The 18,623-nt window shown below is 69.4% G+C and carries 21 protein-coding genes and 1 riboswitch; of the genes, 1 reads left to right on the forward strand and 20 read right to left on the reverse strand.

What is annotated here, in order from left to right; translation table 11 throughout:
• Nucleotides 1–419 precede the first annotated feature (419 nt).
• The 8 genes from lgt to hisI form a co-directional block, all read right to left on the reverse strand.
• Nucleotides 420–1,634 (reverse strand): prolipoprotein diacylglyceryl transferase, encoded by a 1,215-nt coding sequence (gene lgt / locus AC5RVD_RS14415; RefSeq protein WP_494127302.1) that lies wholly within the window; start codon nucleotides 1,632–1,634, stop codon nucleotides 420–422.
• A 73-nt stretch (nucleotides 1,635–1,707) separates the two neighbouring features.
• Nucleotides 1,708–2,511 carry a tryptophan synthase subunit alpha gene (gene trpA / locus AC5RVD_RS14420; protein WP_494112546.1) on the reverse strand — a complete coding sequence of 268 codons (804 nt, stop codon included), beginning with the start codon at nucleotides 2,509–2,511 and terminating at the stop codon, nucleotides 1,708–1,710.
• A complete protein-coding gene (trpB, locus tag AC5RVD_RS14425) occupies nucleotides 2,508–3,833 on the reverse strand; it encodes a tryptophan synthase subunit beta (protein ID WP_494127303.1) in 1,326 nt (441 codons plus the stop codon). Before trpB ends, trpA begins: the two co-directional genes overlap by 4 nt.
• A gap of 93 nt (nucleotides 3,834–3,926) precedes the next feature.
• Nucleotides 3,927–4,745, reverse strand: a complete 819-nt coding sequence (gene trpC, locus AC5RVD_RS14430) for an indole-3-glycerol phosphate synthase TrpC (protein ID WP_494120580.1) — start codon at nucleotides 4,743–4,745, stop codon at nucleotides 3,927–3,929.
• A gap of 2 nt (nucleotides 4,746–4,747) precedes the next feature.
• Entirely contained in the window at nucleotides 4,748–5,029 is a 282-nt protein-coding gene (locus AC5RVD_RS14435) for an HGxxPAAW family protein (protein ID WP_494120579.1), read from the reverse strand.
• Nucleotides 5,030–5,150: 121 nt separating this feature from the next.
• Entirely contained in the window at nucleotides 5,151–5,795 is a 645-nt protein-coding gene (locus AC5RVD_RS14440; RefSeq protein ID WP_494127304.1) for a Trp biosynthesis-associated membrane protein, read from the reverse strand.
• Nucleotides 5,792–7,363 carry an anthranilate synthase component I gene (locus AC5RVD_RS14445; RefSeq protein ID WP_494127305.1) on the reverse strand — a complete coding sequence of 524 codons (1,572 nt, stop codon included), beginning with the start codon at nucleotides 7,361–7,363 and terminating at the stop codon, nucleotides 5,792–5,794. Before AC5RVD_RS14445 ends, AC5RVD_RS14440 begins: the two co-directional genes overlap by 4 nt.
• 54 nt (nucleotides 7,364–7,417) lie before the next feature.
• The gene (gene hisI, locus AC5RVD_RS14450) at nucleotides 7,418–7,828 is read right to left on the reverse strand and encodes a phosphoribosyl-AMP cyclohydrolase (protein ID WP_494112599.1); all 411 of its coding nucleotides are present in this window, start codon (nucleotides 7,826–7,828) and stop codon (nucleotides 7,418–7,420) included.
• Nucleotides 7,829–7,966: 138 nt separating this feature from the next.
• On the opposite strand from hisI, the gene AC5RVD_RS14455 reads away from it, so the two are divergent.
• Nucleotides 7,967–8,611, forward strand: a complete 645-nt coding sequence (locus AC5RVD_RS14455) for a TIGR03085 family metal-binding protein (RefSeq protein WP_494112552.1) — start codon at nucleotides 7,967–7,969, stop codon at nucleotides 8,609–8,611.
• 24 nt (nucleotides 8,612–8,635) lie between these two features.
• On the opposite strand, the gene hisF is transcribed toward AC5RVD_RS14455, so the two are convergent.
• From hisF to fmt, 12 genes are all read right to left on the reverse strand, one after another.
• Nucleotides 8,636–9,406 carry an imidazole glycerol phosphate synthase subunit HisF gene (gene hisF / locus AC5RVD_RS14460; RefSeq protein ID WP_494112553.1) on the reverse strand — a complete coding sequence of 257 codons (771 nt, stop codon included), beginning with the start codon at nucleotides 9,404–9,406 and terminating at the stop codon, nucleotides 8,636–8,638.
• A 17-nt stretch (nucleotides 9,407–9,423) separates the two neighbouring features.
• On the reverse strand, nucleotides 9,424–10,269 hold the full coding sequence (gene hisG, locus AC5RVD_RS14465) for an ATP phosphoribosyltransferase (protein ID WP_494112554.1): 846 nt from the start codon (nucleotides 10,267–10,269) through the stop codon (nucleotides 9,424–9,426).
• Between the two features lie 96 nt (nucleotides 10,270–10,365).
• A complete protein-coding gene (locus tag AC5RVD_RS14470) occupies nucleotides 10,366–10,629 on the reverse strand; it encodes a phosphoribosyl-ATP diphosphatase (protein WP_493987366.1) in 264 nt (87 codons plus the stop codon).
• 150 nt (nucleotides 10,630–10,779) lie between these two features.
• On the reverse strand, nucleotides 10,780–11,265 hold the full coding sequence (gene ribH, locus AC5RVD_RS14475; protein ID WP_494108758.1) for a 6,7-dimethyl-8-ribityllumazine synthase: 486 nt from the start codon (nucleotides 11,263–11,265) through the stop codon (nucleotides 10,780–10,782).
• Nucleotides 11,266–11,336: 71 nt separating this feature from the next.
• Nucleotides 11,337–11,987: a GTP cyclohydrolase II gene (gene ribA / locus AC5RVD_RS14480; RefSeq protein WP_494127306.1), complete on the reverse strand. Its 651-nt coding sequence runs from the start codon at nucleotides 11,985–11,987 to the stop codon at nucleotides 11,337–11,339.
• A complete protein-coding gene (gene ribB, locus AC5RVD_RS14485) occupies nucleotides 11,977–12,651 on the reverse strand; it encodes a 3,4-dihydroxy-2-butanone-4-phosphate synthase (RefSeq protein WP_494112557.1) in 675 nt (224 codons plus the stop codon). Before ribB ends, ribA begins: the two co-directional genes overlap by 11 nt.
• Nucleotides 12,648–13,274: a riboflavin synthase gene (locus AC5RVD_RS14490; protein WP_494127307.1), complete on the reverse strand. Its 627-nt coding sequence runs from the start codon at nucleotides 13,272–13,274 to the stop codon at nucleotides 12,648–12,650. The genes ribB and AC5RVD_RS14490 overlap by 4 nt, the downstream gene beginning before the upstream one ends.
• Nucleotides 13,275–14,366, reverse strand: a complete 1,092-nt coding sequence (ribD, locus tag AC5RVD_RS14495) for a bifunctional diaminohydroxyphosphoribosylaminopyrimidine deaminase/5-amino-6-(5-phosphoribosylamino)uracil reductase RibD (protein WP_494127308.1) — start codon at nucleotides 14,364–14,366, stop codon at nucleotides 13,275–13,277.
• On the reverse strand, nucleotides 14,363–15,073 hold the full coding sequence (gene pnuC, locus AC5RVD_RS14500) for a nicotinamide riboside transporter PnuC (RefSeq protein ID WP_494120573.1): 711 nt from the start codon (nucleotides 15,071–15,073) through the stop codon (nucleotides 14,363–14,365). Before pnuC ends, ribD begins: the two co-directional genes overlap by 4 nt.
• A gap of 110 nt (nucleotides 15,074–15,183) precedes the next feature.
• A riboswitch (FMN riboswitch) is annotated at nucleotides 15,184–15,328 on the reverse strand.
• 82 nt (nucleotides 15,329–15,410) lie between these two features.
• A complete protein-coding gene (gene rpe, locus AC5RVD_RS14505; RefSeq protein ID WP_494112561.1) occupies nucleotides 15,411–16,079 on the reverse strand; it encodes a ribulose-phosphate 3-epimerase in 669 nt (222 codons plus the stop codon).
• A gap of 59 nt (nucleotides 16,080–16,138) precedes the next feature.
• Nucleotides 16,139–17,689: an RsmB/NOP family class I SAM-dependent RNA methyltransferase gene (locus AC5RVD_RS14510; protein ID WP_494127309.1), complete on the reverse strand. Its 1,551-nt coding sequence runs from the start codon at nucleotides 17,687–17,689 to the stop codon at nucleotides 16,139–16,141.
• Entirely contained in the window at nucleotides 17,686–18,615 is a 930-nt protein-coding gene (fmt, locus tag AC5RVD_RS14515; protein ID WP_494127310.1) for a methionyl-tRNA formyltransferase, read from the reverse strand. Before fmt ends, AC5RVD_RS14510 begins: the two co-directional genes overlap by 4 nt.
• Nucleotides 18,616–18,623: the final 8 nt, after the last annotated feature.

The raw sequence follows: 18,623 nt of genomic DNA on the forward strand, positions 1-18,623 counted from the left end.
GTGATGCACCGGGATTCTATGGCCAGCTCACCCCGCACAGCGTATTCGGTGTCCAAGGGGTCGGATGGGGGCCGCCAGGATGAACTGTGCGGTCAATCGGCCACGGCCGCCGGGACCGCACTGGGTGGTGCGCCTTGTCCGGCGGAGAATCCACGTCAGTGTGGTCGGTACGCCGCATGCCTGCGCCCGGTCGGTGGTCCGGGAGGTGCGTACTGATCGTTCGGCCCGCCCGTCAAGGTGGGACCGGCCCGCGGAACGAGTCTGTTCTGCGGTAGAGCGACGATAGCACGGCAGGCACCCCGCGACACAGGCTTTTCGGGTTTTTTACCGACCGCCTTCCGGATTGTTATCGGAGGCCCGGAGTGCACGAAGCCGCCGGAACGTAGGGATGCTACTATTCCGGCGGCTGCGCGGGGAAACTAGTTCCGGGGGCGGTTGTTGTCCGCCCGGGGCGGGTCGTTCTCGGCGGCGGCGTCGGCGGGCGCCGCAGGCTGCCCGGCTTCCTCGGCTGCCGGCGCTTCGTCCGGGGTGGGCTCCGTGTCCTTCGACCCCGGCTCAACGGCCGTGCCGGTCGGCGCCGCGCCCTGTGGGGCAGGCTCCCCGCCCTTCGGGTCGGGCGTCCCGGCAGGGGTTTCCCCCTTCTCCCCAGCGATCACGGAAGATCCGGCTCCCGCGGCGCGCGCACCGCCGTCGTGCTCGGGGGCGTTCTCCTGCAGGACCGTTGCCTGCCCGGATTCCGCCGCCGCGGCGCCGGACGGCTCCCGGCCCGGCAGGTACAGGGAGTCGGTTTCCGCGGTGCGCGGGCGGCGGGACAGCACAACGAAGATCACGACGGCGGCGACCAGCAGCAGCAGCGACGTCCAGACGTTCAGCCGCTGGGTGATGCCGAAGAGCGTGACCATCTCGGCGTCGTCGATGCGCAGCATTTCGATCCAGACCCGGCCGAGGGTGTAGAACGCGACGTACAGCCAGAACAGCATGCCGCGGCGGAACTTGAAGCGCCTGTCCAAGAGCAGCAGCAGGGCCACCCCGGCCAGGTTCCACAGCGACTCGTAGAGGAAGGTGGGGTGGAACAAGGTCCCCGGTGCCGCGTCGGCCGGGAAGTTGGGGTTGTCGGCGTCGATCTCCAGACCCCAGGGCAGCGTGGTGGGAGCGCCGAAGAGCTCCTGGTTGAACCAGTTGCCCCAGCGGCCGATCGCCTGGGCCAGGAGTACCCCTGGTGCGGCGGCATCCATGAAGGCCGGCAGCTTGAAGCCGGCCCGGCGGCAGCCGATCCAGGCACCGACCAGGCCGAGAGCCACGGCACCCCAGATTCCCAGCCCGCCGCGCCATATCTGTGGGATCAGGCCGAGGTCGCCGTTCGGCCCGAAGTAGGCATCGGGCGAGGAAAACACGTGGTAAAGGCGGCCGCCGACAATGCCGAACGGGATGGCCCAGATGGCCACGTCCCAGATGAACTCCTCCGGCCCGCCGCGGGCCTTCCAACGGCGGTGCGTGAGCCAGATTGCCGCGACGATGCCCAGCAGGATGCACAGGGCATAGGCGTGGATGGTGAGCGGGCCGATGCTGAATCCGGACCAGCCGGGGCTGGGGATGGATGCCGGTACGGCCGTTGCAATAGTCGTGCTGTACACCAGGTAAGTCCTCTTGGCCGGAGTTTGCAGGTCGGGCGCGGCCGCGGCGGACCGCTGGCCACCGCTTATTCTGTCAGGCCCGGGCTGTGCCTTCGCTCAGCCGCGCCGCGAGCTTGCCGAGTGCCGGCACACCGGAGTTGCCGAGTTCGGCCACCAGCGCGGTGCCCACGATGGCGCCCTCGGCATACGCGCCGATCTCGCGCACGTGCTCGGGACTGGAAATCCCCAGGCCAACGCAGACCCGTTCGGCTCCGGCCTCATGCGCCGACCGGACCACACGCTCGGCGGCGCTGGACACACTCTCGCGGGCACCGGTGACGCCCATGATCGATACCGCGTAGACAAATCCGCGGCTGGCCTTGACCGTCATCGCCATCCGCTCCGGAGAGGACGACGGGGCGACCAGGAACACGCGGTCCAGCCCGTACTTGTCCGAAGCCTCGAACCATTCGGCCGCCTCGTCCGGAATCAGGTCCGGGGTGATCAGCCCGGCGCCGCCGGCCTCGGCCAACCGGCGGGAGAACTCGTCAACGCCCATCCGCATGACCGGATTCCAGTACGTCATCACCAGGACGGCGGCATCGCAGCGGGCGGTGATCCCGGCGACGATATCGAACACCTGGCTGACCCGGAAACCGTCCTTCAGCGCCTGGACCGTAGCGGCCTGGATGACCGCGCCGTCCATCACCGGATCCGAGTACGGGATGCCGATTTCAATGACATCGGCACCGTTCTCCGCCAGCGCGACGGCGGCGTCGATAGTGGTCTGGACGTCCGGGTATCCTGCGGGCAGATAGCCGACCAGTGCGGTCCGGCCGTCGGCCAGGGCCCTGTCGATGGCCGCGGCGGACTTGCTGGCGATGGCGGTGTTGTTCACAGCTGCTCTCCTTCGGAACCGATGCTTGCTTCGGGTGATTCCTCCGGAAGCAGGCCGAACCACTCGGCGGCGGTGGCGACGTCCTTGTCGCCCCGGCCCGAAAGGCTGACGACGATGATGACGTCCTGCGGATTGTCCCGTCCCTCGGTCAGGCGCTTGCCCACCCGCAGCGCTCCGGCCAAGGCGTGCGACGATTCGATCGCCGGGATGATGCCCTCGGTACGGCACAGCAGCCGGAACGCATCCATCGCTTCGCTGTCGGTGACCGGTTCGTAGCTGGCCCGGCCGATGTCCGACAGGTAGGAATGCTCCGGTCCGACGCCGGGGTAGTCCAGCCCGGCCGATATTGAATGCGACTCGATGGTCTGGCCGTCCTCATCCTGCATGAGGTAGGAGCGCGCGCCGTGCAGGACTCCGGGCCGGCCCAGCGTGATGGTGGCGGCATGGCGGCCGGTGTCGACGCCGTCGCCGCCGGCTTCAAAGCCGTACAGCGCGACGTTCCGGTCGTCCAGGAAGCCGTGGAAGATGCCGATGGCGTTCGAACCGCCTCCGATGCAGGCGCAGACGGCGTCCGGAAGCCGGCCGGTCTGGTCCAGGATCTGGGCGCGGGCTTCCTCGCCGATGACTTCATGGAAGTAGCGGACGAGCGCCGGGAAGGGGTGGGCGCCGGCAGCGGTTCCGAGCAGGTAGTGGGTGTTGTGCACGTTGGCCACCCAGTCGCGCAGGGCTTCGTTGATGGCGTCCTTGAGCGTCTGCGACCCGGCGGTGACGGGCACGACGGTGGCTCCGAGCAGTTCCATCCGGGCCACGTTCAGGGCCTGCCGGCGGGTGTCTTCGGCGCCCATGTAGACCACGCATTCCAGGCCGAGCAGCGCGGCGGCGGTGGCGCTGGCCACGCCGTGCTGGCCGGCACCGGTCTCCGCAATGATGCGGGTCTTGCCCATCCGCTGAGCCAGCAGCGCCTGTCCCAGCACGTTGTTGATCTTGTGTGAGCCGGTGTGGTTCAGGTCCTCGCGCTTGAGGAAGATCCGGGCGCCGCCCGCATGCTGCGAGAAGCGCTTGGCTTCGGTCAGCAGCGAGGGCCGGCCCGAATAGTTCTTGTTCAGCTCGGCGACCTGGGCGGTGAATTCGGGATCGGCCTTGGCCTTTTCGAAGGTGTCTTCCAGTTCGTCCAGCGCAGCAATCAGGGATTCCGGCATCCACCGCCCGCCGAAGGCACCGAAGTAGGGGCCGGGGGCATGGCGGAGGCTGTCTCCGGCCAGGAAGGCATCGGCTTCCTGCGTGTTTCCGGGCTCCGCCGGGGTATCGGGGCTCTGCGTCATGGCCGTCCTGTCTGTTACTGGAGGCAGGACGCGGAGCCGCAGATGGCCCCTGTCTGCCCCTCTAAGGATTCTTAGGTTGTGTGGCCCGCGGGCTCAGCGGCGCGCGGCAATGGCCTCGGCGCCCGCCGCGCCGAATTCGGCAACGGCCGCTTCCGGATCACCCGTGATGACCAGCGCTTCGCCTACCAGGACGGCGTTGGCGCCCTGGCTGGCGTAGTCACGCACATCGTCCGCTCCGCGGACTCCCGACTCGGCCACCACCACGGCACTGGAGGGAATCCGGCCTGCCAGCCCGGCGAACACCGAGCGGTCCACGTCGAGGGTCTTCAGGTTGCGGACGTTCACGCCGATGATGCGTGCGTCGACGGCGACGGCCCGGTCGATCTCCTCGGCGGTATGGGTCTCCACCAAGGCCTCCATGCCCAGTTCGTGCGTCAGCGCCAGCAAGGCCTTCAGCCGGTCGTCGTCCAAGGCGGCGACGATCAGCAGCACCAGGTCCGCGCCGTGGGCGCGTGCCTCGAAGATCTGGTATTCATCGACGTTGAAGTCCTTGCGCAGCAGCGGCACGTCCACCGCGGCGCGCACGGCGTCGAAATCCGCCAGCGAGCCGTTGAACCGGCGCTGCTCCGTCAACACGCTGATGACCGCAGCGCCGCCGCGTTCGTAACCGGCCGCCAGTTGGGCCGGGTCGCTGATGGAAGCCAGGTCGCCTTTGGAGGGGCTCTTGCGCTTGACCTCGGCGATCACCTTGAGCGCGGTTCGCGGCGAATCGTTGCCGCCCAGGGCTGCGTAGGCATCACGCGGGGCCGGCGCGCCGGCCGCCAGCCGCTGGATCTGCGCCAAGGGAACCTGGGCGCGCCGGGACTCGAGGTCTTCGCGGACTCCAACGATGATGTCGTCGAGAACGGTCACGCTCAGTGTCCGCTGCCCTGGATCTTGCTGCCGTCCACGCCGTAGCCGACCTTCTTCATGATTCCGCCGACGATCAGGCCGATGAAGACGACCGCCATGCCGGCCCAGAAGACCAGGGACGAGGCCATGGCGAAGCCGATGCCTGCCACGATGGAGCCCGCGATCATGATGAGCACGCAGGTCCAGGCGGCCGGGCTGTTCCCGTGGCCGATGACCTCGTCGTGGATGCTGCCTGCCGGGTCCGTCTTCATCGCGGTTTCGGTGGCGGTGGCCTGGTTGCCCATGGTGTATCTCCCTCTAAAAACGGTTCTGCTACTTCATTCTGCCATTGTTTGCGGGACCGGCAGGCCAGTGTGACACGGCTGCCGGATGCCCCGGTTCCCGGTGCCGGCCGCTGGCGGCGGTTCAGTCCGTCGGGTCCTTGCCCCGGCTGAGCTGGTCCCAGCTGTCGATTTCGTCGACGCTGCCGGCCCTGTCCGATGGCATCCCGTCGGCCTGCCGCTCGGTCGCCGGCACATACTTCTTCGACGCGGCCCAGGACCGTCCGGCCACCATCAGCCAGACAGCCGCCAGCAAAAGCAGGACACCGGCAACTGCCCCCAGGTACGGGAAAACCGTGATGTCGACGGCGGCCTCTCCCCCGATCTGCCCGGTCGCCTCGCCGATGGCCGCCGAAGCGGCCCCGGCCGGGTTGGCGACCACGGTGAAGCTGGCGGCGGCGATGCCGATGCCGGCCGCCGCCAGGAGCACGGCGATCACGATGCGGGCGATCCGGCCGGCGATGGAAGCGGCCAACGCGGCGGCCAGTGCCACGAGTGCCAGGGCTGTCACGGCGGTGGCGGCATCGCTGCCGGCCACGCTCACGTCGGGGGTCTGCACCCGGGTTCCCGGGAACCGGGCCGTGAGCCAGGTTTGCGTCGTGGTGCCAAAGGCGGCCAACGAGATCACGACGGCGGCAAGCACCACGGTGCCCTTGCGCTGCCATCGCGCGGGGGACGGCCGCCGCTCCGGTTCCGCGTCCCGCGCCGGGGAGGTGTTCTCGTCGCTCATTGCTGCCCCTTGACCGGTACGTGTGCCGGATTGGCCCGATGGAGCCGCGCCGCCAGGGTCACTGCCCGCAGCGGCGCCGCCGCCTTGTTCACGGTTTCCAACGCCTCGGCCTCCGGCTGCGAGTCGGCCACGATCCCGCCGCCGGACTGGACGTAGGCAACGCCGCCGCGCAGCAGCGCCGAGCGGATGGCGATGGCCATGTCCATGTCCCCGGCAAAGTCCAGGTAGCCCACGACGCCGCCGTAAATACCCCGGCGGTGCGGTTCCAGTTCGTCCAACAGCCTCAGGGCGCGGGGTTTGGGTGCGCCGGAGAGCGTACCTGCCGGGAACGTCGCGGCCAGCACGTCGTAGGCGGTCTTATCCGGGGACAGCCGGCCAACCACGGTGGAGACCAGATGCATGATGTGGCTGAACTTCTCCACCTCCATGAACTGCGTGACGTCGACGCTGCCTGGTTTGCAGACCTTGGAGATGTCGTTGCGGGCCAGGTCCACGAGCATCAGGTGCTCGGCGCGTTCCTTTTTGTCCGCCAGCAACTCCTCGGCCAGTTCCTTGTCATGCTCCACGCTGTGCCCGCGGGGCCTGGAGCCGGCGATCGGGTGCGTAATGACCTCGTCGCCGGTCACGGTGACCAGCGCCTCCGGGGAGGATCCCACGATCGAGTAGCCCACGCCGTCGGAATCTTCCAGGCTGAACAGGTACATGTAGGGGCTGGGATTGAGGTTCCGCAGCACGCGGTAGACGTCGAGCGCCTCGGCTGAGCATTCGGCTTCGAACCGGCGCGAGATCACGACCTGGAACACTTCGCCGTCGACGATTGCTTCCTTGCCGCGCTCCACGGCGGCCAGGTACTTCTCACGGGCCCAGCGGTGGGTGACGCTGTTCATCAGGTCCGCGGTTTCCAGCGCGGCGTCTTCCAGCACCGACACCTGCTGCGCCAGCGGTTCAGCGAGTTGGGCCAGCAGGTGCTTGGCGCGTTTGACGGCGTCCAGCCACGCCTCGTCCACGCGCTCGTCGCGGTTGTCGAAGTTGATGGCATTGGCGATCAACGTGACCGTGCCCTCGGCGTTGTCGTGCACGGCCAGGTCGGTGACCAGGTTCATGGCCAGCTCGGGCAGGTTCAGGTCGTCTTCGGGCGGGGACGTCAGCTTCTCCCAGTGCCGCACGGCCTCCCAGCCGACGAAGCCCACCAACCCGGAAGTCAACGGCGGCAGCGAATCGAACCGTTCGGTCCGCAGCGCCTCCACGGTCGCGCGCAGCGCCTCCACCGGGTTGCCCGCGCGCGGAACGCCCACCGGCGGCTCCCCCAGCCAGTGCGCCTGTCCGTCCCTGGTCGTCAGCGTGGCCCGCGAGTTGGCGCCGATGAAGGAATAGCGGGACCAGACTCCGCCGACGGCGGCCGACTCCAGCAGGAACGTTCCCGGCCGGGAATCCGCCAGCTTGCGGTAAATGGAAATGGGAGTCTGGTCATCGGCGAGCACCTTGATGGAGACCGGGATGACCCTGCGGTCGCGCGCAAGCGCGCGGAATTCCTCCAGGCTGGGGCTGATGACGCCAAGGTCCTGCATGCGTTATCTGTCTTTCGCTTCAGTGGCTGATACTGCGGTGGTCATGAGTTCCGTTCAGGTGCCAGACGCTCCTGCGCCGCCGCCCGGTTCGGCGCCGTGGCCGGCGACGGCGTCGAGGCCGCGGCCGTCAAAGCAGGTGCGGGTGCCGGTGTGGCAGGCGGCACCGACCTGGTCCACCCGGACCAGCAGGGCGTCGCCGTCGCAGTCCAGGGCCACGGACTTCACGTACTGCACGTGGCCGGACGTGTCGCCCTTGCGCCAGTATTCCCGGCGCGAACGCGAATAGAAGGTCACGCGGCCGCTGGTCAAGGTGCGGTGCAGCGCCTCGTCGTCCATCCAGCCCAGCATCAGCACCTCGCCGGAATCGAACTGCTGGACGACCGCAGCCACCAGGCCGGCGGAGTCGCGCTTGAGTCGCCCGGCGACGGCGGGGTCAAGGGCCGTAGCGCCGGCAGCGGACGGCATTGTATTCGGGGAACCAGACTCGGAAGGCATCGCTACAAGTCTAGTGCCAAGTCCCGACGGCTCCCGCCCGCGCCAGGACGGCGGGCACGGACCCATTTACCGGCCCGCAGGCGCCTTCTTCGTGCTAGGTTCATGGTGATGCATTTCGTAGATCCGTCCCGTGAAGTCCTGGCCGAGACCTTGCTGGCTGCCGGGCCGGATTCGCCCACCCTGTGCGAGGGGTGGAGGACAGCAGAACTGGCCGCCCACCTGTACATCCGGGAGCACCGTGTGGGTGCCGCCCTCGGCCTGGCCTTTAAGCCCCTCGCCCGGGTCTCGGACGAGGCCACCCGAAAGGTGGCGGACAAAGCCCGGGAACCGGCCGGCTATGCCAGGCTGGTGGAAGCCTTCCGCGCCGGACCACCGGCCCTGTCCCCGTTCCGGGTGCCCGGGGTGGACAGGGTTGCCAATCTGGTGGAGTTCTTCGTCCACACCGAAGACGTCCGGCGGGCTACCGACCGTTGGGCACCGCGGGCGCTGGACGAGGACTATTCGTCGGCGCTGTGGGACGAACTCATCAGGCGCGCGGCCCTGCTGTACCGCGGAGTGGACCTGGGCATCGTGCTGGTGCGTCCGGACGGTCCGCGGCACGTGGCCAAACGCGCGCCGGTCTCGGTGGCGATCGTCGGAGAACCGGGCGAACTGCTGATGCATGCGTCCGGCCGGGCCAAGCATGCCCTGGTCACCTTCGAGGGCCAGGACGATGCCGTGGCCCTGCTGGACAGCGCCGAAATCGGCCTCTGAGCTTCCGCTTCCCGGCTCCGGGACTCAACGGACCGGGTAGCCCGCGTCCCGGATCGCCTGCTTGACCTGGGCGATGGCGTCGTCGGGCCCGAAGTGGAAGACCGACGCGGCCAGCACCGCGTCGGCCCCCGCGGCGACGGCCGGCGGGAAATGCGCGGGCTTGCCGGCGCCGCCGGAAGCAATCAGCGGGACCTTCACCGCGGCCCGTACCGCCCGGATCATTTCCAGGTCGAACCCGTCCTTGGTCCCGTCGGCATCGATGGAGTTGAGCAGCAGCTCCCCCACTCCGCGGTCGGCCGCTTCGCGTGCCCACTGCACCGCGTCGATCCCGGTCCCCTTGCGGCCGCCGTGCGTGGTGACTTCGAATCCGGAAGCCACCGAGGGATCCTCGGTCCGGCGTGCGTCCAGCGAGAGCACCAGCACCTGGGAACCAAAGTGGCGGGTGATCTCGTCGATCACATCGGGCCGGGCGACCGCGGCGGTATTGATGGCGGCTTTATCCGCCCCGTAACGCAGCAGTTTGTCGACGTCGGCGACCTCGCGCACGCCGCCGCCCACGGTCAGCGGGATGAAGACTTCCTCGGCGGTGCGGGCCACGACGTCGAACGTCGTTTCGCGGTTGCCGGAGGAGGCGGTGACGTCCAGGAAGGTCAGCTCGTCGGCTCCGGCCCGGTCGTACCGGTGCGCCAGTTCCACCGGGTCACCGGCGTCGCGCAGGCCCTCGAAATTAATCCCCTTGACCACGCGTCCGGCGTCGACGTCCAGGCAGGGGATCACACGGATGGCAACAGTCATGGCTTACTCCAGGGCGGTCAGATGCGGCAGGCGTGGATGGTGCTGACCAGGATGGCCCGTGCGCCGAGGTCGTAGAGCTCGTCCATGATGCGGTTGGTCTGCGTGCGGCGGACCATCGAGCGGACGGCCACCCAGCCGGTATCGCGCAGCGGCGAGATGGTGGGTGACTCCAGCCCCGGGGTCAGCGCCGCGGCGGCGTCCACGAGGTCCTTGCGGATGTCGTAGTCCATCATGACGTACTCGCGGGCAACAATGACGCCCCGCAGTCGGCGCATCAGCACGTCCAGTCCGTTGGGCGAGGTCTCGCCCGCGCGGCCGATCAACACGGCCTCGGACTTCAGGATGGGATCGCCGAAGATCTCCATGCCGGCGGCCCGGAGCGTGTTGCCGGTCTCCACGACGTCGGCGATCGCGTCGGCCACGCCGAGGCGCACGGAGGATTCGACCGCGCCGTCCAGCCGGACGACGGAGGCGTCGATGCCGTGCTCCGCCAGGTAGCTGCGCAGCAGCCCGTCATAGCTGGTGGCCAGGCGCTTGCCGTTCAGTTGCCCGGCGCTGCTGAACTCGCCGACCGGGCCGGCGAACCGGAACGTGGACGCCGCGAAGCCCAGGTTCATCAGCTCGACGGCCTCCACCTGTGCATCCAAAAACAGGTCACGGCCGGTGATGCCGACGTCCAGGGTGCCGGCGCCTACGTAGACGGCGATGTCGCGCGGACGCAGGAAGAAGAACTCAATATCGTTGTCCGCATCGGTCATGACCAGTTCGCGGCTGTCGCGGCGCTGGAGATAGCCCGCCTCGCCCAGCATGGCGGAGGCGGCTTCGGACAGGGAGCCTTTGTTGGGAACAGCTACACGCAGCATGTGGAGTCTTTCTGGAATCGTCGCGGCCGCAGCAGGGCCGCGCAAGTGTGGAATCGGCCTGGGTCTGGGCGGGGCGCCGGCTCGGGCGGCGTCCCGCTACAGATGCTTGTAGACGTCTTCCAGCCGCAGGCCCTTGGCGATCATCAGTACCTGCAGGTGGTAGAGCAGCTGGGAGATCTCCTCGGCGGCTGCTTCGTCGGATTCGTGTTCGGCTGCCATCCAGACTTCGGCGGCCTCTTCGACGACCTTCTTCCCGATTCCGTGGATGCCGGAATCCAGCTCGGCTACCGTACGGGAGCCCTCCGGGCGCCGCTGCGCCTTTTCGCTCAGTTCCGCAAACAGGGATTCGAAGGATTTCACGCCCTTTAGACTACGTCAGGAGCGCATGGGGGCGGCAAACCGCCGTTCCCATTGTGACGAATGCCTCCGGCGCCGCGCGGCGGTCCGGTTTCAGGCGCGGCGACGCGCGGCGCTCCGGTTTCAGACGCGGCGACGCGCGGCGGTCCGGTTTCAGACGCCGAGGCCTCGGAGCGTGGCCGCGGTCGCCAGGGCGGCGGTAACCGCTTCGTGGCCCTTGTCCTCGCTGGAGCCCGCCAGGCCGGCTCGGTCCAGGCCTTGTTGCTCCGTGTCGCAGGTGAGCACCCCGAAGCCCACCGGCTTCCCGGTCTGCACGCTGACGCTCGTCAGGCCCTCGGTGGCGGCCTGGCAGACGTACTCGAAGTGCGGAGTTCCGCCGCGGATCACGACGCCGAGCGCCACCACGGCGTCATAGTGCGGTGCCAGCCGGGCGGCGGCGACGGGCAGCTCGAAGGCACCGGGCACCCGGACCAGGGCCGGTTCCCCGATCCCTGCCTCCGTTGCCGCCCGCAGCGCGCCGTCGACCAGCCCGTCCATGATCTCGGTGTGCCAACTGGCGGCCACTATCGCGAGCCTTAGCGCGCCGGTCTCCGCCTGCAGGCCGGTGATGTCGATGGTGGGTGCTCCGTGTCCGCTCATGTTCTTCCCTCGTGAAACTCTCGTCGGTGGTTGGTCGGTGGTTGATAGTGGATGCTTGCCGGGCGCAGGCGTCAGCTCTGCTGCACCGGTGTTGTCTGCAGGACGGCCAGCCGGTGGTCCATGCGGTCCCGCTTGGTCTCCAGGTAGCGGCGGTTCTGCTCCCGGAAGGGAACTTCGGCGGCCACCATCTCGACCACGTCGATTCCCAGCGCCACCAGCATGCTGCTCTTGGCCGGATTGTTGCTCAGCAGCCGGATGGCGCCGATGCCCATCGCCTGCAGGATGGCGGCAGCGGCAGAGTAATCCCGCGCGTCCACGGGCAGGCCCAGCTGCTCATTGGCCTCCACCGTATCCGCGCCGGCTTCCTGCAGCGCATAGGCCCGCATCTTGTTGGCCAGCCCGATGCCGCGCCCCTCTTGCCCGCGCAGGTACAGGACCGTCCCGCCGTTCTCGCCGATCATGGCCAGCGCCTGTTCCAATTGCTCGCCGCAGTCGCAGCGGTAGGAGGCGAACACATCGCCGGTCAGGCATTCGGAGTGCAGCCGGACCAGCGGTGCGGCCGCCGGCCGGACCTGGGAGGTGATGCTCAGGTGCTCCACGCCGGTGGCGGCGTCGGTCCAGGCTTGGGCCGTGAAGCTGCCGAAGGCGGTGGGCAGCTGGACCGCGGGCCCGCCCTCGACCGTGGCGGCAGGAGTCTTTTCGCGGATGTCCTTACCGTCCATGGTTCGCCGCCTTCGGCAGGCCGGCGGTGTCCGGGCGCCCGGCCAGGTGGTTCGCGAGGTCCTCGATCGACACCAGCGGGCAGCCGTGCTCGTCGGCAAAAGCACGCAGCGCCGGCAATCGCATCATGTCCCCTTCATCGTGCACAAGTTCGGCGATCACGCCCACCGGGGCCCGCCCGCCCAACCGGCACAGGTCCACGGCCGCTTCGGTATGTCCGCGCCGCGCGAGCACGCCGCCGTCGACCGCCCGCAGCGGGAAGACATGGCCGGGCCGGGTCAGGTCGGCGGCGGTGCTGTCCGCTGCCGCGAGCACCGCGGCGGTGCGCGCACGGTCCGCGGAACTGATGCCGGTGGTCACGCCGTCGGCGGCGTCGCAGGACACCGTGTAGGCCGTCCCCTTGGCGTCCTGGTTGACCTCGACCATGGGCGGCAGCCCCAGCTCGTCGGCCCGGGCAGCCGGCAGGGGCACGCAGATGACGCCCGAGGTATAGCGGATGGTCCAGCCCATCAGTTCAGGGGTGGCGGCGTCGGCGGCGAAGATGATGTCGCCTTCGTTTTCCCGGTCCTCGTCATCAACGACGACGACGGGGCGGCCGGCGGCGACCGCCGCCACCGCGGCTTCGATCGTGTCGAGCGCGATCCGCGGCTCCACGGCGGCGCTCATGCCCTGGCTCCGGTGGTGAACGCCAGGAGCCGCTCGGCGTACTTGGCAAGGACGTCCACTTCCAGGTTGACACTGTCTCCGGGCTGCTTCGCTCCCAGCCCGGTGTCGGCCAGCGTGGTGGGAATCAGGCCGACCTCGAAAAACTGGGTCGCGGCACCGGCGTCGCTGACGTTCGTGACCGTCAACGAGACGCCGTCGACGGCAATGGATCCCTTCTCCGCGATGTAACGGGCCAGCTCCACGGGAACGGTGAAACGCAGCCGCTCCCAGTCGCCCAGGTTCTCGCGTTCGGCCAGCGTGCCGACCCCGTCCACATGCCCCTGGACCACGTGGCCGTCCAGCCGTCCGCCGGCCGGGACGCAGCGTTCCAGGTTGACTGTCTGCCCCGGCTGCAGCGATCCGGTGGTGGTGCGCGTGAGGGTCTCCCCCATCACGTCAACGCTGACCCGGCTGCCGTCCAGCGCGACTGCCGTCAGGCACACGCCGTTGACGGCGATGGACCCGCCGAGTCCGAGGCCGGCGGCCGTTGCGGGTGCGGTGAAGGTCAGCACAGCACTGTCGGTGGCTGGACTCAGGTCCAGCGATTCAACGCGTCCTTGTTCCGCGATGATTCCGGTAAACATTCATTTGCCTTTCTGGATGCCGTGGGACGGCAGGGGTTCTAGGTGCAGGCGCAGATCCGCGCCCAAGGTTCGGGTGCTGCCGCCGGCCGTGTCCCAACGCCAGCGGCCGGCCTCGGCCAGTGTCCCGATGCCGATGTCGGCTACGGCACGCGTGCCGGCGCCGAGCATCAGGGGTGCCAGGTAGAGCACGAGTTCGTCGACCAGGTCGGCGCGCAGGAAAGCCGAGGCGACGGTGGCTCCGCCCTCGATCATGGCGTGGCCGACGCCGCGCCGTGCCAGTTCGGCCAAGACTTCGGCCGGGTCATGGGTGGCCAGTTGCAGGAAGCGGCCATCGGTGCCGCGGACGGCGGCGTCTGCAGGGACCTTCCGGCGCCCCATCACCACGCGCAGCGGCTGGCCGGGGGTATCGTGTCCGGCCTGGTCGCGGGCGGTGAGCCGCGGGTTGTCGGCGGCGATGGTTCCGTTGCCGGCGATGATGGCGTCTGCGCGGGAGCGGATGCCGTGGCTGTCCGCCCGGGCCTCCTCCCCCGTGATCCACTGGCTGGTGCCGTCCGCTGCGGCAATCAGCCCGTCCACCGTCTGCGCGATGTGCAGCGTGGTGAACGGCCGGGCTTCCCGCCGGGACTGGACCCAGCGATGGTTCAGGTCCAGCGCCTGCTCGCGCAACAGCCCCGTGCGCACGGCGACGCCGGCCTCGGCCAGCCGCTGCGCCCCGCCGGCGGCCACCTCGGTGGGGTCGGCCGTGGCGTAGACCAGCGAACGGATGCCCGCGTCCAGGATGGCACCTGAGCAGGGGCCGGTGCGGCCGCGATGGTTGCACGGTTCCAGGGTGACCAGCATGGTGCTTTCCGCCAGGTCCGCGGCGCGCTCCGAGGACACGTTCGCCAGCGCATCGACTTCGGCGTGGGGTGTGCCGGCGCCCCGGTGGTACCCGATGCTGACCACTTCGCCCCCCGGGTCGATGATGACGGCGCCCACGAGGGGGTTTGCTCCGCGCACGCCCTGCCGCGCGGCGTCCAGCGCCAGCTCCATGGCGCGCTGCTCCGCCGTCGAAAAATTGCGGGCCGTGCCAACCGCCGCCGGGCCCGTCACGCCTGCACCTGATCATCGGCCGGGCGCCCGATCCGCGGATCGGGATGCAAGGTTTCGACCCCGGGCTTGGCCTGTGCGTTGGCCCGCCACCACACGAAGAATCCAACCAGCGTGAATCCGCCGTAGAAGAGGTACATGAAGGCGCTGGCGTAGTAGCCGGCGCTGAACAGGAGCGGTACACCCACGATGTCCACCGCCACCCAGATCAGCCAGAACTCGACCCAGCCGCGGGCCATGCCGTAGGTGGCCAGCAACGAACCGACGAAGGTCCAGGCATCCGCCCAGACCGGCTCGTAGGAGCCGAGGGCCGCGAACACCGGGGTCAGGGCGACGGTGCCCAGGAGCAAGGCCGCGACCAGGCCGAGGCGCGCCTTGCCGCTGGCCCACTGCGGTGTGATGGCGTGGCCGTCGCCGCTGCGTGCGGAGCGCCAGCGCCTCCAGCCGTACACGGCCACGGCGATGAACATGACCTGCCGGCCGGCCTGGCCCAGCAGGTTGGCGGTATTGGCGGACCCGAAGAGCGATCCGAGGAAGACGGTCAGCAGCAGCACGTTGCCGACGATGCCGATGGGCCAGGCCCACACCTTCCGGCGCATACCGCCGAGCGCGCTGAGCAGGCCGAAGACGTTGCCCAGAACTTCGCGCAGCAGCAGGGCGCTGCCGGCTACGGGAATCTGGGCTTCAAAGAGCCACCGCAGAAAATCCATGCCGTTCCTTTCGAGCCGCGGCGGCTCCGGGGAACGACAGAGCGGAAGATCCGGGGCTTTACGGGATAACGGTCATCGACCGTACCCGGTGGCCCCATGGCTGCCACCTGTACGTGCTTCTCCCATCCAGACTTTAACTGTCGGTACCGGAATTCCACCGGTTCAACCGCTGCGTGAAGTTCCGGGTGGAACTCTCGGCAGCGGGTCGCGGACTATGACCGCCGGTTCGGACTTACACCGACCCCGGAGCACGTTGTGTTTGCGTAACTATGCTCTCACAACTGCCCGTTGTCACGTTCCATTCCCGTCACATCCTGTAACAGCGGTCACAGGAGCCTCAGGAGGTGGGTTGCCGGCTGGCCGCGGCCCGCAGCGAAGCGATGGCCTGCTCCGGATCGGCCTTGCCGTACACGGCGGATCCGGCCACGAAGACGGTGGCGCCGGCCTCGGCGGCCCGCACGATGGTTTCTTCGGTGACGCCCCCGTCCACTTGGATCGCCACCGGCAGCCCGGAACCCGCCACCGCGTGGGCGGCCTTGCGGATCTTGGGCAGGGTGACGTCCAGGAAAGACTGGCCGCCGAAGCCCGGCTCGACCGTCATGATCAGCAGGAGGTCCATCTCCGGGAGCAGATCCAGATAGGGCTCGACGGCGGTGGCCGGCTTCAGCGCCATGCCCGCCTTGGCACCGCGGGACCTCAGCTCCCTGGCCAGCCGGACCGGAGCGGCCGCCGCTTCCACATGGAAGGTCACCGATTCAATCCCGGACTCGGCATAGGCCGGCGCCCAGCGGTCGGGATCGGCGATCATCAGGTGCGCGTCCAGGGGCAGGGTGCTGACTTCCCGGATCCGCTGCACCACCGGCAGCCCGATGGTCAGGTTCGGCACGAAATGGTTGTCCATCACGTCCACGTGCACGGCATCTGCGGTACTGATGCGCCGCAGTTCGGCTTCGAGGTTGACGAAATCGGCCGAGAGGATGCTGGGGTTGATGCAGCACTGTGCCATCGGATGCTTGCCTGCCTGTCTGTCTGTGTGTGTCGAGGGGTGTCGGAACCGGTGTTGACCTAGTTGGTTCGGCGCAGCAGCGCCATGAACATGGCATCGGTGCCATGCCGGTGCGGCCACAACTGCGCGGTCGTTCCGCCGGACCGGCCCACCGCGTCGCCGCCCGGCTGCCCTGCTTCCAGCTGCCCCGGGAGACTGACCCCGTCGAGGACGGAGGACGTATCCAGCAGCTCCAGCCCGGGGTTCCGGCGCAGCAGGTCGGCGACCACCGCCGTCGTCTCCGCCGGATGCGGAGAGCACGTGACGTAGGCGATCAGGCCGCCCGGCCTGGCGGCGGCGACGGCCGCGTCGAGCAGTTCGCGCTGCAGGGGACCCAACTGGGCCACGTCGGAAGGCTTCCGGCGCCACCGCGATTCCGGGCGGCGGCGCAGGGCTCCCAACCCGGTGCAGGGCGCGTCCACCATGATCCGGTCGAACTGCCCGGCATACAGATCGCCCACCTCGCGGCCGTCTCCGGTACGGATCTCCCACACGTCGGCCGGGACCGGGGCCAAGGCCTTTCGGACCAGCTCGGCGCGGTGTTCGGCCACCTCGTTGGCGAGCAGGGTGGCGCCCTGTTCGGCGGCCAACGCGCCCAGCAGGGCGGCCTTGCCGCCGGGGCCGGCGCAGAGATCCAGCCAGCGCTCGCCCGGCGTTACCGGCGCGGCGGCGGCCAGTGCCCGCGCCACGAGTTGGGAGCCGGCGTCCTGGACGCGGGTGGTTCCCGCCCGGACACTGGCCAGCCGGCCGAGGTCGCCGCCGGCATATAGGGCGGAGTCTGCGACCAGTTCCCCCCGCTCGGCGCCGGCGTCGAACGCCTCGTCCAGCGTGCCCAGCCCCGGCAGCGCCACCAGGTTCACGACCGGCGCGGCGTTGTCGGCCGCCAGCAGGTCTTCCAATTCGTCCACGCTGCGTCCGTGCCCGGCCAGGGACTGCCGCAGGGCCCGCACCACCCATTCCGGATGGCTGTGTTCCAACGCCGCCGCCTTGACCGGATCGGTCTCCCCGGCGGTCAGCTCGGCGGTCCACCCCTGGAGGTCCCGGGCGGTGACCTTGCGCAGGACGGCGTTGATCAGCGAGCCGGGGCCCGCGCCAATCACCGCGCGGGCCAGGCTGACCGTCTGGTCCAGGGCGGCATGGGCCGGCACCCGCATGGCCAGCAGCTGGTGGGCGCCGAGGCGGAGCGCATCGAGGATCGCGGGGTCCAGCTGGTCCAGCGGCCGGTCCACGCAGCGGGCCAGGATGGCATCGTAGGTGCCCAGGCCGCGCAGGGCCCCGTAGGCCAGCTCGGTGGCGAAGCCGGCATCGCGCTTGTCCAGCCGGTGTTTGCGGATGCTCGCCGGCAGCACCAGGTTCGCATACGCGTCGTCCCGTTCCACCGCGCGCAGCACCTCAAAGGCCGCCAGCCGTGCCGGATCCGCCGTCCTCGTCCGCTGCGACGGAGCCGACCGGGAGTACTGCCTGGTGCCGCCGCGGTTGCGCTCCCGCCCCGCAGCATCCCGACGGCCGGCTCCCTGGCCGCCGCCACCTTGGCGTCCGCTGTTCCGGCTGCCTTCATTCCGGCCGCTCATTCGAAGTGCACATCCTCACGCTGCCCAAGCCCGCGGGCCCAATCTGCTGCATCCATCATTTTCTTGCCCGCCGGCTGGACCCTGTCCAGCTCCACGGCGTGTGAACCGGTGCCCACAAGCGCCGAGGCCGACGAGCCGCCCGCCAGCCTGACGGCCCCCGGCGGCAGATCGCGGTGCTCCGGCCGCAGGCGTACCGGGCCCAGTTTGAAGCGCTGCCCGTCGAGCATGGTCCAGGCGCCGGGCTCGGGGGTGACACCGTTGATCCGGCGGCGGATGGCCAGCGCCGGCTGCCGCCAATCGATGTGGCCGTCCTCCAAGGACAGCTTGGGCGCAAGACTGACATCGCCGGACTGCGCCACCGCCACTGCCGTGCCTTCGCCAACGGCTGCCAGCGTTTGGGACAGCAGCACCGCGCCGCTGCGCGAGAGCCGTTCCAGCACCTCGCCGCTGGTCTCCGCAGCGCCCAACGCCTCGGTCAGGGTGCCGTACACCGGGCCCGTATCCAGCCCCTTCTCCAGTTGGAAGGTGGAGGCACCGACGACGTCGTCACCGTTAATGACGGCGTGCTGCACCGGCGCGGCGCCGCGCCAGGCGGGCAAGAGCGAGAAGTGCAGGTTGATCCAGCCATGTTCGGGTATGCCGAGCGCAGCTTCGGGGACGAGGCCGCCGTAGGCCACGATGGCCGCCACATCCGGAGCGGCTGCCCGGATGGCATCGGCCGCTGCCTGCCCGATCCGATTGGCCCGGATCACCGGCACGCCCAGTTCCGCGGCACGGGCCGCCACCGGCGAGGCGGTCAGGACGCGTTTGCGCCCCACCGGCGCATCTTCCCGGGTGAGCACGGCCACGATCTCGAAGCCATCCTCGACGAGCCGGTCGAGGGACGGCACTGCCACGCCGGGAGTGCCGGCGAAAAGGACCCGCAAGCGACTGC

The organism is Arthrobacter sp. THG-b23 (genome assembly GCF_059091265.1).